Origin of the sequence: Wohlfahrtiimonas larvae (genome assembly GCF_002006755.1) — a bacterium.
In the GTDB taxonomy this organism is placed as follows: domain Bacteria; phylum Pseudomonadota; class Gammaproteobacteria; order Cardiobacteriales; family Wohlfahrtiimonadaceae; genus Wohlfahrtiimonas; species Wohlfahrtiimonas larvae.
On the sequence record NZ_MVDO01000235.1, the window covers coordinates 1 to 16,842 of the forward strand.

At 37.9% G+C, this 16,842-nt stretch carries 12 protein-coding genes; 1 reads left to right on the forward strand and 11 read right to left on the reverse strand.

The window, feature by feature from the left end; genetic code table 11:
* The 10 genes from BZK14_RS12020 to lon form a co-directional block, all read right to left on the reverse strand.
* Nucleotides 1–835 (reverse strand): MFS transporter (locus BZK14_RS12020; protein ID WP_143691473.1); only part of this gene is annotated, 835 nt, incomplete at its 3' end.
* Between the two features lie 238 nt (nt 836–1,073).
* The gene (locus BZK14_RS12025; protein WP_077926712.1) at nt 1,074–1,619 is read right to left on the reverse strand and encodes a LemA family protein; all 546 of its coding nucleotides are present in this window, start codon (nt 1,617–1,619) and stop codon (nt 1,074–1,076) included.
* Nucleotides 1,616–2,083, reverse strand: coding sequence for a LemA family protein (locus tag BZK14_RS12030; protein WP_077926713.1), 468 nt, complete (start codon nt 2,081–2,083; stop codon nt 1,616–1,618). The genes BZK14_RS12025 and BZK14_RS12030 overlap by 4 nt, the downstream gene beginning before the upstream one ends.
* A gap of 11 nt (nt 2,084–2,094) precedes the next feature.
* The gene (locus BZK14_RS12035) at nt 2,095–3,132 is read right to left on the reverse strand and encodes a hypothetical protein (RefSeq protein WP_077926714.1); all 1,038 of its coding nucleotides are present in this window, start codon (nt 3,130–3,132) and stop codon (nt 2,095–2,097) included.
* Nucleotides 3,133–3,172: 40 nt separating this feature from the next.
* Nucleotides 3,173–7,150 carry an ATP-dependent RNA helicase HrpA gene (gene hrpA / locus BZK14_RS12040; RefSeq protein WP_077926715.1) on the reverse strand — a complete coding sequence of 1,326 codons (3,978 nt, stop codon included), beginning with the start codon at nt 7,148–7,150 and terminating at the stop codon, nt 3,173–3,175.
* A gap of 54 nt (nt 7,151–7,204) precedes the next feature.
* Entirely contained in the window at nt 7,205–8,215 is a 1,011-nt protein-coding gene (locus BZK14_RS12045; RefSeq protein ID WP_077926716.1) for a CobW family GTP-binding protein, read from the reverse strand.
* A gap of 24 nt (nt 8,216–8,239) precedes the next feature.
* On the reverse strand, nt 8,240–8,437 hold the full coding sequence (locus BZK14_RS12050) for a YbdD/YjiX family protein (RefSeq protein ID WP_077926717.1): 198 nt from the start codon (nt 8,435–8,437) through the stop codon (nt 8,240–8,242).
* A gap of 59 nt (nt 8,438–8,496) precedes the next feature.
* Entirely contained in the window at nt 8,497–10,608 is a 2,112-nt protein-coding gene (gene cstA, locus BZK14_RS12055; protein ID WP_077926718.1) for a pyruvate/proton symporter CstA, read from the reverse strand.
* A gap of 109 nt (nt 10,609–10,717) precedes the next feature.
* The gene (locus tag BZK14_RS12060; RefSeq protein ID WP_077926719.1) at nt 10,718–11,023 is read right to left on the reverse strand and encodes an HU family DNA-binding protein; all 306 of its coding nucleotides are present in this window, start codon (nt 11,021–11,023) and stop codon (nt 10,718–10,720) included.
* 106 nt (nt 11,024–11,129) lie between these two features.
* Nucleotides 11,130–13,604 (reverse strand): endopeptidase La, encoded by a 2,475-nt coding sequence (gene lon / locus BZK14_RS12065; protein ID WP_077926720.1) that lies wholly within the window; start codon nt 13,602–13,604, stop codon nt 11,130–11,132.
* A gap of 159 nt (nt 13,605–13,763) precedes the next feature.
* Here lon and uvrB point away from each other — a divergent pair, with 159 nt between their 5' ends.
* Nucleotides 13,764–15,758 (forward strand): excinuclease ABC subunit UvrB, encoded by a 1,995-nt coding sequence (uvrB, locus tag BZK14_RS12070; RefSeq protein WP_077926721.1) that lies wholly within the window; start codon nt 13,764–13,766, stop codon nt 15,756–15,758.
* 81 nt (nt 15,759–15,839) lie between these two features.
* Here the strand turns inward: uvrB and BZK14_RS12075 are convergent, their stop codons facing one another.
* Entirely contained in the window at nt 15,840–16,406 is a 567-nt protein-coding gene (locus BZK14_RS12075) for a pilin (RefSeq protein WP_077926722.1), read from the reverse strand.
* Nucleotides 16,407–16,842: the final 436 nt, after the last annotated feature.

The window sequence follows — 16,842 nt, forward strand, 5'->3', positions numbered from 1 at the left end:
AAACATGCGTAGTCACTGTGCCGTATTGCAATGAAAATACTGTGATGATGAAAAACAACGTATAACAAGCCACCATACTGATTGAACCCACTGCCAGCATTTTTGTATGTTTTGTGAACATTTCCATCAATGGAATTTGTACTTGTTTTTCTGCTTTCTCAATTTTCTTAAATGCAGGGCTTTCAATGATGCTTAAACGCACATATAAGCCAACAATGACCAACACAGAACTCAAAATGAATGGCACACGCCATCCCCAAGAATTGACAGCTTCTGGTGGTAACATTTGTTCAATGGCGATAAAAATCCCGCATGCAGCCACAAAGCCAATCGGTGGACCTAATTGTGGAAACATGCCAAATAATGCTCGTTTACCTTTCGGTGCATTTTCCGTGGCTAATAATGCTGCTCCACCCCATTCTCCACCTAAGCCTAAACCTTGCCCAAAGCGTAAAATACACAACAATATTGGGGCTATAAAACCAATGGAATAATATGTTGGTAAAAAGCCAATCAAAGTTGTGCTGATGCCCATGATGAGCAATGAAGCCACCAATGTCGTTTTTCGACCAATGCGATCACCAAAGTGACCAAACAATGCAGAACCTACAGGACGTGCGACAAATGCAACACCAAAGGTTAAAAATGTTAACAGCGTTTGTGCTTCAGGATTCGTGGATGGAAAAAACAATGGGCCAATGAATAGCGCCGTTGCTAAACCAAAAATATAAAAATCATAAAACTCAACTGCTGTGCCAATAAAACTTGCAAATGCTACACGAACATAAGAATTGCGTGGCTCTGCTGCTTCAGTTGTTGCCATGGTTGCGTCCATGGACTCGAACGACTCTTCAAAAACTGTCGACATAAAACACCCTTTAGACGGAATAACGTCATTATTTTTATTCATAAAATTCGCTAAACCTACTGGCGTTATAAAGCAAGGGTGCGTGCTTTGAACGTTTGTAACCTTGTGGGTTTTTGACCAATAGTGCTACTAGTAATATCACATAATTTTTATAAATCAAAGCATCTTGATATTAAAAATATTTTCTCAATAAAATATTTATTAATTATAAATCTACACCATGATAGGATTTTTCTAATTTTCCAATTTCCAAATACTGGCATGCTTCAATTTTCAGCATCGCTGCCAATATAATGTAAGGAATTCTTAAAATTAATGCGTTGAATGTTGCAACACTATCATTAAACATTTCTCTACGCTGTGCCAATTGTGTTTCAATTTCTATTAATCGCTTTTTCAAACTCGTAAAAGCCGATGAAGGCATTGTTGCCAGCACAACATATAATTCTTGATGAATTTCTTCCGATGTAAGAAGCTTTGTTTTCATTTCTTGGCTATTTTGATAATGCTCATAAATCTTTGTTAATTCGTTGATTTTTTTTAAATCATGATAATTTTCTGCCTTTAATATTTTCACCAACTCAGGAATTTCATCTGCACGTTGCTTTAAAAAAATATCAATATTGGCAAATTGCTGATCCACAGCCACACGCGCTTTCATTAATCGATTGTAACATTGCACCAACAATACAATCGTACTACCAATGGCACTTAAGCCAATAATAGATGCCAATATAATCAATCCTGTCATGAAAATTCCCTTAATGCTGCCATTGGTAATAAATTTAATATTTTCATAAAGTATGAATACGGAAATGCTTTAAAACAACTGTTATACAGCAGCACAGATTCATTATAAATTGTCACTCGATGCGCAATACCTGCATTTAAATGCATTAACTGCTGATGTCCATTATTGATCACGGCGCAATTCTTTAACAAATCATGCATCTTATTATGCACTTCAACTTTGCTATTGATGCTTTGTTGAATCAGTAATGCATTCATCAACTCTTTCATCTGTGCTGATTCTCTTTGATCTAAAACCAATAACTGAGGCACCAATTCCGCACGTTTTAATAATAAAACGTCAATATTAGCATAGGCTTTTTCAGCATAACTTCTCAAATTGATGATCTTATGATGGATATAAAAAATCGTTATGCCGATATACACCACCAACATAATCATAAATATAATCGTGATTAGTAACATCGCAGCTCACTTTAACTTTGATTAGGGCGTTTATCCAAATAATCTTGAATTTCATCAGGGTATTTTTGCACAAATTTATAAGTCTGCATTAACACAATCGTCAGCGCTGCCATCAATGGCAATAAACTTACACCCAACAACATGGATAATACCATCACACCGATATTCGGAAACAATGACAATATAATTGTACTATTCCAAATATGCTCAAGCCCTTGCACTTTATGAACCTTCGTCATATAAAAAACAAACAATATACTGCCAACAAAATAACACCAAATCAATACCAAAGGATTGACGTAATACGGTGGCAATATCACATTCAAAACCGTCATTGCAATTAACACAAAGAGCGCAGTGACAATACCGTAGCGCTTCATTGCCTGAAAGAAATACAAATTCTTTTGTTGATACTGCTGCCACTCACCTTCTTCTTTTGAAAGATAATAAATGCCACACTTATCCAATGAAAGTATCCTGCGTTCTCCTTCTTGTATTTGATAATTCCCTGCTAGCATATATTCTTCATCGTGATTCAACTTTAAGCATTTGATTTTGACTAGATCTATCCCTAGTTTTATCTTTTCCCATTCGCCATATAAAGGTTGAATGGCAGAGGCATCCAATGCTATTTCATCCGTTTTATCTTGAAATTTCAAGACATTATAATCAGATTTTTCATGGTCTAAAACATAATCTATCTCGCCATTTTTTCGCCAGCTACCTTTGTAATATTGATAACGATAACCATCGCACTTGCCTTGCTCAAAAGGCGCATCAATTTTGTTATGTTCAGTGATAAATCGCCCTTGTATTACAACGGCACCAATGGACATATGTGCGATTTTCATCACAGGTAATTGCTTGAATATTGATCGATATTTACGAGGTTTTAAAATGCCTAAATATAAATAAAGGCCGCTGCACCAAAACAACATGAACAGTATAAACGCCGAAAAAACGCCATGATGATAAACAACATAGCTCAAAACAAATAAACCACAGCCTACTGCAACATAATGCCAAAACTTCTTGAGAAGATTACCCATAATCTTTTTATATTAATTGTAGTGCAATGATTATAAATGCTTACCTCTGATTCTTCATCATCAAATCCAATTTTTCCCAAATTTTTTCTAAGCGCTTTTCAGAAACAGGTACAACTGTTTTCATGGGTTGAGCAAATAATGAAACCGCTAGCTCTTCAATCATCCAGCGATATTCCACAACTTCCGCAATTTCACCAACTTTCATCATTGCAGTTTTGAGCTGTGATAAATGCTGATCTATGATTTTGGCATGATCACCATCACGATTCATATTTTGGCTAAAGCGCTCTACGCGAACCACCATTGCCTTCATATAACGAGGTAATTGCTTACGCCAATCTTTTGGCGTATTGCTAATGAAGCCTGCATAAATCAAACGATCTTTTGCCTTTTGAATTGGCTTTTCGATCATCGCGCGATTCATCGGATGCATTGCACGAAGTGCATCGGAAACCTTTTCGCTTTCCATGAAAATTTCGATCACAAGTTTTGTTAAATCCGTTGCTTCACTCACAATGGTTTTACGCATATTGTTCAGCAATGCATTAAAAGTCGCTGCATCTTTTGGCAACTTCGCTTCATCCAAATAATCGCGAATCAAAGCTTTCATCAAATCATCTTTTAAGATCGTTTCGTTACCAACGATGCGGAACATCAAAGCCAATTTGCCAAATTGTGGCCACTGCTTTTGTAAGTATTTAACTTCTTGGCGAAGCTCTTTTAAACTCAAATCAATCAGCGTTTGCAAATGTGCTCGATTCGCTTCACTTTCGCGATCATACAATTTTGCTTTGACGCCATTTTCAACCGCTTCTAGCGCAACATAACCAACTAATTGAATGCCATTTCTTGTGAACTTAACTTCTGATTCAATCGCCCAATCATCTGTTGTGAATATTTTCTCAGCGGATTGCGCCACAGAATTTTTCTCACTTGTTTCAATATTTTTTTTCTTCTGCTTCCGTTTTTTAGACTGATTCGGCGACGCTGCCAATGCTTGGAAAGCCGTTTCCGCTTTATGGGAAAACTGCTGTTTCAAGCTTTCTAGATCACGGCTTTGCCCCAATGTTTTACCACCCGCATCGATGATGCGAATATTCATACGCAGGTGCTTATCTAACGCTGCTTCATCAAACTCATGAGGTTCAATCTCAATATGGCGCAACTTTTTAATGATGGTTTGTAATTGGTAATAGAGATTACCTTCTGCAAATTCGATCTCATTAAAAATCTCAGCCGCAAAATCAGGCAATGGCACAAATTGACGACGATAACTCTTCGGCAACGTGCGAAGCAATTCCGTGATTTTCTCCAAAATCAAACCACGCGATAACCAATCCAAGCGCGTTTGATCCAATAAATTAAGCGCCGCGATCGGCACTAACAACGTCATACCATCATCAATGTGTGCAGGATCAAACAGATATTGCGTATTGAGCTTTAAACCATTCAATTCCAATACTTCAGGAAAATCATCCAAATTCAGATCACCATCATGCGCGAGAATATCGGATTCCGTAAAGATCAAAGCATCATTATTTTTACGAACTTGACACCATTTTTCGAGCTTCTGCACTGAATAACAATCCGCTGGCAAACGTGAATCGTACCATTCATACAGCACAACTTCTTCTGCCAAAATATCACGGCGGCGCGTTTTATCTTCCATCTCCTCAACTTTGTCAATCGTTGCTCGATTTTGTCGATAGAAATGTGCACGCGTTGCAATATCATCCTGAATCAAACCTTCTTTAATCATCAATTCACGCGATAATTCAGGATTGATACGCCCAAAGCTTACAGGGCGATTACGAATGATCGCCAAGTTGAATAAGAACACAGTTTCATCCGCAACCGCTTGCCCTTGTTTTTTACTCCAATGAGGTTCGTTGTATTGCTTTTTGATCAAATGCGAACCAATGGATTCCAGCCATTCAGGATTAATGCCCGCACACATACGCGCATAAACTTGTGAAGTTTCCACGATTTCCATCGCCATTAACCATTTGGGTGGCTTTTTGTATAAGCTTGAACCCGGGAAAACGCGGAACTTTTGCCCCATTGCACCTTGATAAACATTATCTTCCCCGAGCGCACCAATATGATCCAATAAACCTACTAATAAGGATTGATGAATCATATCTGTGGCAAATGTTGGGAATTGATAATCGCCCTCTTGTTCGCCTGAAATTGCAGGTAAATCATTTAATGTGATTTTAGAAGCTTTGAGCATATCGCGGATTTGCTGATACAATTCAAACCACTCACGCATACGCATGAACGAGATAAAATGCTTACGGCACAATTCACGCAAATAAGATTGTGAATTGCCTTTCACTTGATTTTGATACCAGAACCATAAATTCAAATAACCAATGAAATCCGATTGTTTATCTTTAAATAAACGGTGCTTTTCATCCGCAGCTTGTTGTTTATCAATCGGGCGTTCATTCGGGTTTTGAATGGATAACAGAGCCACCAAAATTAAAACTTCCTGCCCAATGCCATGTTCAATGCCTTTAAAGATCATCGCACCAAAACGTGGATCTAATGGCAACAGTGCCAATTTTCGTCCCAACTGCGTTAAATGTGTTGCTTCATCAATCGCCTTGATTTCACGCAGCGCCATATAACCTTCTTTAATTTGGCGCAGTTCTGGCGGTTCAATGAATGTAAAATCTTCAGGATTACCCAAACGCAAATGTGCCATCTGTAAAATTACAGAAGCCAATTGTGTGCGCTTAATTTCGGGATCTAAGAATAATGGGCGGTTATCAAAATCTTCTTGGCTGAATAATCGAATCGCAATGCCTTCACTCACACGACCACATCGACCACTTCGTTGATTTGCGGATGCTTGAGCAATAGGCTCGATCAACAAGCGCTGTAAACGTGATCTTGGGCTATAGCGACTAATGCGCGCAACGCCTGTATCAATCACGTATTTAATGCCCGGCACAGTTAACGATGTTTCCGCGACGTTCGTTGCCAATACAATGCGTAATTTATGATGCGGTGCAAATATGCGATTTTGTTCTGCATTACTTAAGCGAGAAAATAGCGGTAATACATCATAATAACGAGAGAATTCTTTATGCAATACATCTGCTGCATCACGAATTTCACGCTCACCTGGCAAAAAGACCAAAATATCGCCTGGTTGTTCTTGTGATAATTCACGAACAGCCGTTGCAATGCCTTCGATCATATCTTGATCATCGCCATCATCTTGCAATAACGGGCGATAACGAATTTCTACAGGATAGGTTCTACCTGAAACATTGATGATGGGTACTTTGGATTTAGGCGTAGAAAAGAAGTTTGCAAACTTTTCAGGATCAATCGTTGCTGATGTGATAATCACCTTGAGATCTTTACGCTTTTCTAAAATGCGCTTTAAAATTCCTAATAAGAAATCAATATTCAACGAACGTTCATGTGCCTCATCGATGATGATCACTTCATATTGATTCAAAAAAGGATCTTTGGTGAGTTCAGCAAGCAAAATACCATCTGTCATTAATTTCACAGTAGTTTCTGGCGCCGTTTGATCAGAAAATCGCATTTTATAACCCACAAAGCCACCGATGGGTACTTTAAGTTCTTCTGCGATACGATCAGCAACGCTTCTTGCGGCCAAGCGTCTTGGTTGCGTGTGGCCAATTAAGCCTTTTGCACCTAAACCCAATTCTAAGCAGAATTTAGCTAATTGCGTGGTTTTCCCTGAACCTGTTTCACCACAAATCACAACAACGGGATGATCAGCCAATGCAGTTTTAATTTCATCACGTGCACGTGCAATTGGCAATGCTTCGTTATAAGTAATTTCAGGGAATTGCTGTAATTTAGCCTGAACATTGGCACAAGATTCTTTCATCTCTTGAGCTAATTTTTCGATCTCCTCAGGAGATGCATCTTTTTTCTTCAGTTGATGCAAAGCACGGCGAAAAAAGTGGGCGCGCTTTAGCTCAACTTGCGGTAATAACTCAAACAGCGATGACAAAGAATTCTGACTCATGACACATTCAGTAAAAATAAAATAGTGTCATAGATTATCACAAATCAGCTGATTTTACGCCTCAGCTGATAAAAACTGTTGTTCCAATTCTTCAAATGGTAAGTTTCTGCCAATCACAACTAAGGTTGATTCAGCAGTTTCATTTGCTTGCCATTCATCACCATAATCAAAACCCACAACTTTATAAACGCCCTGAATGATTAGACGCTCTTCATTATTGGCAATCGCTAAAATGCCTTTATAGCGGAGCATATCATTACCATAATTTTCGATCATCTGCTCCATCACGCTGCCAATGGCATCAATATCCATACGTTTACCACGGAACACATAAGATTTAATATCATCATTCCAAGAGCGAGCATTTGGGTCAAATGAAAATGGCTGAAAGCTCATTTGGTTTTGATTGGATTCAAATTGATAACTGCCTTGTTGAACATTTAAATTATTATCAATTTCAAAGGCTTTAATATCGAGCCAAGATTCTTTTGGCAATGCACCTAAAACGGCTTCTAAGATTTCTGCTTTTTGATTGATGCGATTCAAACGATTCAATACATCTGCTTTTTGCTCATCATCCACGCGATCAACTTTCGTTAATACAATGCGATCTGCAAAGCCAATTTGTGCAGATGCAACGCGATGTTCATCAAGCTGAATTAAGGCATGTTCAGCATCCACCAATGTGATCACTGCATCTAAATAGACAGAATTACGAATGCGTTCATCCACAAAGAACGCTTGAATGATTGGGCCTGGATCTGCCAAGCCTGTTGTTTCTAAAATTAAGCGATCAATTGCAATATCACCACGTTCAATTTTATCGAGAAGTTCATGCAGGGCTTCCGTTAATTCACCACGAACGCTACAGCAAATACAACCGTTGCTCAACTCAATTAATTCCATCGTTTGGCTATGCTTCAACAAAGCACTGTCAATGCTCACTTCGCCAAACTCATTTTCAACAATCGCTAGCTTTTCGCCTTGATTGTTCGTTAACAAATAATTAATAAAAGTTGTTTTGCCTGAACCTAAAAATCCCGTCAATATTGTCACTGGTAACATTGTTTTGCCTTTTCTAATGGATGTTTAACAACACTTAAATCCGCCCTTACCACCATAACGCGCATCTTGGCGCTCTCTGAAGAATTCTTCATAAGTCATTGGCGTTTTATCAGGATGATTCAGCTTCATATGTTGTACATAATTATCATAATCAGGAATGCCAACCATTAAATTGGCCATTTGACCTAAATATTTACCTGCTTTAGCGAGTTTATTAAACATCTTAAGCTCCTTTACATAAAAATCAGGCTAATCTTATGATTAGCCTGAAATATTATACACTAATGTGATACTGGTAACTTCTCTGGAAATGGTTCGTAAGGAACTTCATTCGCTGTTGGTTTAGGATTTCTTAGGCCTGATAAAGCAGTTTTCACTGAATAGAAACCCAATACAACCACAACAACCATGAAGAACAATGTTAAACCGCCATTCAAGTTATTATTGAAAATCACTTGTTGAACTTGTTCCACTGATTTGAAAGTACCTTGTGGCACAAATGGCACATCGATAAATTTAGCTTGTAAACTATCAGCTGTTGCCCAGAAACCAACTTTAGGATCAGATGAGAATACTTTCTCAGCGCCTGCCCACATGGTCGCTAACAACAACCAACCTGTAGGGAAAATTGCAACCCAAACGTGACGCTGATGTTTCATCTTATACAATACTGCTGCACATAACATTAGCGCAATTGCCGCTAACATTTGGTTCGCAATACCGAACAATGGCCATAATGTATTGATACCACCCAATGGATCCACAACACCTTGATACAAGAAGTACCCCCAAGCTGCAACTACAATGCCCGTTGCCACTAAATTTGCAGGCAAGAAATCTGTTTTACCCCAAGATGGATGAATGATTGCCAATAAACCCTGGAACATATAACGTGCTGAACGAGTACCCGCATCTACCGCTGTCAAGATGAACAATGCTTCAAATAAGATTGCAAAATGATACCAGAATGACATAGAAACTAGACCACCAATCGCACCATGTAAAATCGTTGCCATACCAACAGCTAGTGTTGGCGCACCACCTGCACGAGAGATAATGCTTTCTTCGCCCACATCTACTGCGATTTGACGCAAATCTTCAGGCGTGATTTGGAAACCAATATTACTCACAGTTTGTGATGCTGCCAATACTAAATCTTCCATGCCTGTAGGATTCAAGAATGCAACAGGACTGTTCATTGCAAAATAAACACCAGGATCAATGATCGCAGCTGAAATCAGAGCCATCACAGCTACAAATGATTCCATCAACATTCCACCATAACCAATCAATGCTGCTTGGTCTTCATTTTCCAACATTTTTGGCGTTGTACCTGATGAAATCAATGCATGGAAACCAGAAACCGCACCACATGCAATGGTGATGAATAAGAATGGAAATAAATCACCTGACCAAACAGGACCATTACCTTCAATCGCATATTTAGTAATTGCTGGCATTTTCATGTCAGGCATAATCACAACAATACCAATCGCCAATGCAAAAATTGCACCAATTTTTAAGAAGGTGGATAAATAATCACGCGGTGCTAATAATAACCAAACAGGTAATACAGCAGCAATGAATCCATAAATGATCAATGCCCATGTTAAGCCAACACCTGATAAATCAAACCATTCTTTCATTACAGGATGGGCTGCAACATCTTGTCCATAAATGATGCCAAGCACTAACAAAATAAAGCCAACAATGGAAATCTCCATGACTTTACCTGGGCGAATATATCGCATATACAATCCCATAAATACTGCTAATGGGATTGTAAACGCAACTGCAAATGTTCCCCATGGACTATGAGTCAATGCTTTAACAACGATCATTGCTAATACAGCTAGAATAATAATCATGATCATAAAGCAAGCAACTAAAGCAATAATACCTGGTATTGTTCCCATTTCCATTTTAATGAGTTCACCCAATGATTTACCATCACGGCGAGTAGAAACAAATAAAACCATAAAGTCTTGTACTGCACCTGCGAATACAACACCTGCTAATAACCAGAGCATCCCTGGCAAATATCCCATTTGTGCAGCCAATACAGGCCCAACCAATGGCCCTGCACCTGCAATTGCCGCAAAGTGGTGACCAAACAAAATAGATTTACGAGTTGGAACAAAATCCAATCCATCATTATGACGATATGCAGGGGTTAAGCGTGTTTTATCAACCCCTAAAACTTTATTAGAAATATATAACGCATAATAACGGTAACCGATAAGATAAATACATACTGATGCAACCAATACCCACATAGCATTGATTGTTTCGCCTCTATTTAAGGCGACGTAGCCGAGGCTAAACGCCCCTAATACTGCAATTACGATCCATATTGCATGTTTCGTTATTTTATTTTCTGATGATACAACCATAATGGCCACCTTATACTTATTTTTTTAGCAAATAACTACAATACGACAACATCATCCAGATATAAAAAAACTCTAAATCAAAAATGACTTAGAGTTTTTAAAGAAGCAATTACTTCTTCTTAGCTTTTTTAGCTTCTGGACCATTCACTGCATCTTTTAAGCCTTTACCTGCTTTAAATGCTGGTACTTTAGATGCTTTGATTTGAATTGTTTTTTCAGGATTACGTGGATCGCGGCCAACACGTGCAGCACGATCACGTACAGAAAATGTACCAAAGCCGATTAAAGTTACGCTATCACCAGCTTGTAGAGTTTCTTTTACAGTTTCCATTACCGCATCTACTGTTTTTGCTGCTGCTACTTTACTGATGTCTGCTTTTTCAGCAACTGCTGCAATTAATTCTGTCTTATTCATAAATTACCTACCTAGTTATTATATACAAGTTCAAACATGCTGATCCCCTGTATTTAGGGGATACAATATGCTTTATACGTTGCAATTACTAGCTAGTCAAGAAATTTTAGCAGCGTTTCTCACTCCCTTTGACATTGCTCATAGGTACAGAAAAGTCCTCTAATGCGTTATATCTTTGAAAATAATCATCTTTTTCAATACCCTGAACAAAAGAGTGTTGAATTACCTCATCAAAATGCGAAACAGGAATTATGGTTAATTGCTTCTTAACTTCTGCAGGAATATCTTCTAAATCCTTGATATTTTCTTCAGGAATCAATACTGTTTTCAATCCTGCACGAGCAGCCGCCAATAATTTTTCTTTCAATCCACCAATAGCTAAGATATTACCACGCAATGTAACCTCACCTGTCATCCCAATATCAGAACGAATCGCTTGGTTTAATAGTGCTGATAGAATCGCAACAGTGATTGCACCACCTGCACTTGGCCCATCTTTTGGCACAGCGCCTTCTGGTGCATGAACATGAATATCTAATTTATCTGCAAAGTCGTGTGCTAATCCATAAGATTGGGCACGAGAACGAATCAAGCTCATGGCTGTACGCATAGATTCTTTCATCACATCACCCAAACTACCTGTTGTGATTAAGTTACCTTTGCCCGGCATTACTTCTACTTCAATGCCCAATAATTCACCGCCCAACTGTGTCCAAGCTAAACCATTCACATACCCCACTTGATCATCTTTCTCTTTCACACCAAAGCGGAAACGTGGCATTCCTAAATATGATTCCAACATTTTCTTCGTCAATGTCACAGGTTTATGATCGTTAACTTTAACGGCTGCTTTACCTTTTTTACCATCAGATTTTTTCATGATCTCTTTGATCACTTTACGGCAAACTTTAGCAAGCTCGCGATCCAACGAACGAACACCCGCTTCTTTCGTATATAAACGAATGATATCTAACATTAGGCTATCTGAAATTTTGATCGCATCTTCTTTCAACTTATGCTCTTTCAACTGTTTTGGCAACAAGTAGTTTTTTGCGATATCCAACTTCTCAAGCTCTGTATAACTTGATAATTCAATGATTTCCATACGATCACGCAATGGCCCTGGAATATTAAAGCTATTTGCTGTCGCAATGAACATCACCTCTGAGAGATCCACATCCACATCTAAATAGTGATCATTAAAAGTTGAGTTTTGCTCAGGATCTAAAACTTCCAACATCGCATGAGCCGGATCACCTTTATAATCTGAACCCATTTTGTCAATCTCATCCAATAACATCAATGGATTTTTTGTTTTAGCTTTTGCAAGCATCTGCACAATTTTACCTGGCAATGCGCCAATGTAAGTCCGACGATGCCCACGAATTTCTGATTCATCATGCACGCCGCCTAAACTCATACGCACTAATTCTCGGCCTGTTGCATCTGCAATTGAGCGTGCTAATGTTGTTTTACCAACGCCCGGTGGGCCAATTAAGCATAAAATATTGCCCTTCACGCTTTTCGTGTGATTAGTCACTGCCAAATATTCTAAAATACGTTCTTTCACTTTTTCTAAGCCAGAATGATCTTGATCCAAACGATCTTCCGCTTTCACAATGTCATATTTCAAACGTGAACGTTTATTCCATGGCATTTTCAATAACCAATCAATATACGTACGTGCAACTGTGCCTTCTGATGACATTGCAGGCATAGATTTTAAACGTTTTAATTCTGTCAAAGCTTTTTCTTCAGCCTCTTTTGGCATTTTAGCTTTTAGAATTTTTTCTTCCAACTGATCTAACTCAGATAAGCCTGAATCATTCAAATCGTCCAATTCTGTGCGAATGGCTTTGATTTGTTCATTCAAATAGTATTCACGCTGATTTTTACTCATCTGTTTTTGTACAGAAGCTTGAATACGATTTTGTGTTTCTAAAACATCCACCTCATAAGTCAATTGTGATACTAAGTTTTTCACCAATTGTCCTAATGCAGGCTCTTCCAGTACTTCTTGTTTTTTCGCAATGGAAACAGGCAAATAATTAATGACTTTAATCGCCAACTGCATTAAGTCATCTTCATGCTTAATATTTTTCAATAAATCTTCAGGAATTTTCGTCAATGTCGAAATATTATTGAATAAATTACGAATCACATTGCCATAAACTTTCGATAAGTTTTCTGATAAATCCTCTTCGATGGGCTCTAATGAATAATCAGCAATGCAATAATCTAAGTCTTCTTCGCTATCATCTGCCACAACCTTATTAATTGCATGCAACTTGATACGTTCAGTTGTTTCCACGAGTACTTTATATGTACCATCTTCAATCTGAACTTTTTGAATGATACGACCCACAACACCGGTACCGTACACGCTTTCCATATCCACAATTTCGCTATCCATAGAGATATGAGTCACAAGCAACACTTCATTATTAAAATCTTCGGCTGCTTGCAGTGCGCCCATAGAAAGTGGACGACCAATCAAAAGTGGTACTGTCAACGTTGGGAATACCACTAAATCACGAATCGCAATAATTGGACGCTGATGAATTTCTTGGGAATGTGACATATATAATAATGACTCCAATATAATTTTTTAGATAACGATCGGTACTGTTAACCATCGTAACTGATTTTTTAAATCATACAATTTAAAATTTCGCTCTTGTTAATCAATGGAGGCATCCCCATTAAAATTCAATCTCTATTATTAAATATTTATTAAAATATGAATCTATTCGAGCTTAAAAGTGATTATCAACCTGCTGGTGATCAACCAACAGCCATTCAAAGTTTGGTCAATGGATTGGAAAATGGGCTATTTTCTCAAACATTGTTGGGTGTTACGGGTTCTGGTAAAACTTTTACCATGGCAAATATCATTGCTCAAACACAGCGCCCTGCCATTATTTTAGCACCGAATAAAACTTTAGCCGCACAATTATACGGTGAGATGAAAGAATTCTTCCCAAATAATGCTGTGGAATATTTTGTCTCCTACTACGATTATTATCAACCTGAGGCTTATGTTGCAGCCTCAGATACTTATATTGAAAAAGATGCTTCCGTCAATGATCACATTGAACAGATGAGATTATCCGCAACGAAAGCTATTTTAGAACGCAATGACACCATCATTGTCGCGACCGTTTCTTCCATTTATGGCTTAGGTGATAAAGATCATTACATGAAAATGATCTTACATTTATCTGTGGGAGAAAGAATCGATCAACGAAGCATTCTACAGCGATTAGCAGAACTACAATACACAAGAAATGATGTTGTTTTAGAACGTGGTCATTTTCGCGTACGTGGTGATGTGATTGATGTATTCCCCGCAGAAAGTGAGCGCTACGCAGTTCGCATTGAGTTATTTGATGATGAAGTGGAACGTTTAAGCTTTTTTGATCCATTAACAGGACATGTTGAACGAAAAGTACCACGCTTAACAGTTTATCCTTCGAGCCACTATGTAACACCAAGAGAAACATTATTGGCTGCTATTGAAAAAATCAAAGAAGAATTAGTACAACAACTGCAATATCTTCGGGCTAATGACAAATTAGTGGAAGCACAAAGATTAGAGCAACGTACAAGATTTGACATCGAAATGATTGTAGAATTGGGCTACTGCCAAGGCATCGAAAACTATTCACGCTATTTATCTGGCAGAAATTCAGGGGATGCACCACCTACGTTATTTGACTATTTACCCAATAATGCCCTGCTCTTTATTGATGAATCTCATGTAACCATTCCACAATTGGGTGCAATGTACAAAGGTGATCGCTCTCGTAAAGAAAATCTTGTGACTTATGGTTTTCGCTTACCTTCAGCTTTAGATAATCGCCCACTTAGATTCGATGAGTTTGAAAAACTCATGCCGCAATCAATTTTTGTCTCCGCAACGCCAAGCACGTATGAAGCTGATAATGCGAGTAATATTGCAGAACAAGTGGTGCGCCCAACGGGATTACTCGATCCTATTTTGGAAGTACGCCCAGCCGATACACAAGTGGATGATGTATTAAGCGAAATCTACCAACGTGTTGCCAAAGGCGAGCGCGTATTAATCACAACATTAACCAAACGCATGAGCGAAGATCTCACAGATTTCTTAAATGAACATCAAGTGAAAGTCCGATATCTCCATTCTGATATTGATACCGTGGAACGCACAGAGATTATACGTGATCTTCGCTTAGGTGTATTTGATGTATTGGTTGGCATCAACTTATTACGCGAAGGTTTAGATATTCCAGAAGTTTCACTCGTAGCAATTTTGGATGCGGATAAAGAAGGATTCTTACGATCAGAACGATCATTGATTCAAACCATTGGTAGAGCAGCAAGAAACTCAGAAGGTAAAGCAATTCTATATGCCAATAAAATCACCAAAGCAATGGCAGCCGCGATTGGTGAAACAGAACGACGAAGGGCAAAACAAGAAGAATACAATACATTACATGGCATAACACCCAAAACTGTCCATAAAAAAGTGGCTGACATTATGCAGGATGCGCGTGATATTGAGGATAGCAACAGTGATAGACAAAATTGGTCACATAACATTGATGCGTACTCAAATAAAGACCCCAAATTTGTCACAAAGCAAATTGCAGTGCTAGAAAAGCAGATGATGGAACATGCGAAGAATTTAGAGTTTGAGGAAGCTGCAAAAGTAAGAGATGAGATTGATTACTTGAAAAGGCATTTTATTTAGTTTTAATTTCCTATTCAAATTCTATAGGCAAAAAGAAACCCTGTAAATACAGGGTTCTCAATAATCATTTGATTTTAATTATTATGATACACGGTTACGGCAGTTAGCTGGCAACCATTTTGCTTCAATACTTGCACCTTTAATCAAACATTCCCACTGAACAGAACCTGCGCCACTTGCCTTAAATACAGGAGCAATACTTACAGTATTAACACCTACAGCTTGCTGTGCGTTTGCAGCTGCTAATGCAGTTGTAGAAGTTGTAGCGCCATTTACAACTTTTGAATTATATACAATTACAATATTTGTTGCTTTTTCAGGCATACTAGTGCCATCGCCATCAGTACCACCAGGAGTACCATCTGCTTTAGCATACTGCCCTTCATTTAATCCAATACCAAAGACAGCCTGTCCTGTAATATTACCTGCTGCAGGTAAACCAGCCTCTAAGTTTGTTTTAGGCCATGATCCTTGTGTTGAAAACTGTTCAGTAGTAGACATTTTAGCAGCCGTTGCCAATGCAATCCCCTCAGCTACATAAGTACGCTTAGTGTAATCTTGGTAAGCTGGCAATGCGAACATTGATAAAATACCGATAATAGCAACAACGATCATTAACTCGATTAATGTAAAACCTTTCTGTAACATAATTTTCTCTCCAAAATTAATTATTATTGTCTAGTGACGATCAATACAAAGCATCAACCGTACCATCCAAAATTAACTCAATAATATCAATAATTTAAAATAATATGAATTTTTATACTACAAATATTGCCACAAAAATGTATAGACTTTTTCAAAAAGTGACAGAAAAAGTCATTCAGCCTGATTACAAATATGGTCATGAAATACAAAGGATATAAAAAGAAAAACCCATGCTCTGAAAATGAGCATGGGCTAAAGTGGAGATACTATTTTATTATTTATAATTCAGTAAAATTTATTCATTTATTTTTACATAGTTTTATCAGAGCAAAAATAGAGCCATTACAAAAAAATAATTATATTTCAAATCTTTATAGTAAACACTGATTTTAGCCTTCCTGATTAATAAGGCAAAAAAAACCATATTCATAGAATA

What these genes read in the sequence shown, in the direction of transcription:
- BZK14_RS12025 (WP_077926712.1), bottom strand. Translation starts at nt 1,619, where the DNA reads ATGACAGGATTGATTATATTGGCATCTATTATTGGCTTAAGTGCCATT.
- BZK14_RS12030 (WP_077926713.1), bottom strand. Translation starts at nt 2,083, where the DNA reads ATGTTACTAATCACGATTATATTTATGATTATGTTGGTGGTGTATATC.
- BZK14_RS12035 (WP_077926714.1), bottom strand. Translation starts at nt 3,132, where the DNA reads ATGGGTAATCTTCTCAAGAAGTTTTGGCATTATGTTGCAGTAGGCTGT.
- hrpA (WP_077926715.1), bottom strand. Translation starts at nt 7,150, where the DNA reads ATGAGTCAGAATTCTTTGTCATCGCTGTTTGAGTTATTACCGCAAGTT.
- BZK14_RS12045 (WP_077926716.1), bottom strand. Translation starts at nt 8,215, where the DNA reads ATGTTACCAGTGACAATATTGACGGGATTTTTAGGTTCAGGCAAAACA.
- BZK14_RS12050 (WP_077926717.1), bottom strand. Translation starts at nt 8,437, where the DNA reads ATGTTTAATAAACTCGCTAAAGCAGGTAAATATTTAGGTCAAATGGCC.
- cstA (WP_077926718.1), bottom strand. Translation starts at nt 10,608, where the DNA reads ATGGTTGTATCATCAGAAAATAAAATAACGAAACATGCAATATGGATC.
- BZK14_RS12060 (WP_077926719.1), bottom strand. Translation starts at nt 11,023, where the DNA reads ATGAATAAGACAGAATTAATTGCAGCAGTTGCTGAAAAAGCAGACATC.
- lon (WP_077926720.1), bottom strand. Translation starts at nt 13,604, where the DNA reads ATGTCACATTCCCAAGAAATTCATCAGCGTCCAATTATTGCGATTCGT.
- uvrB (WP_077926721.1), top strand. Translation starts at nt 13,764, where the DNA reads ATGAATCTATTCGAGCTTAAAAGTGATTATCAACCTGCTGGTGATCAA.
- BZK14_RS12075 (WP_077926722.1), bottom strand. Translation starts at nt 16,406, where the DNA reads ATGTTACAGAAAGGTTTTACATTAATCGAGTTAATGATCGTTGTTGCT.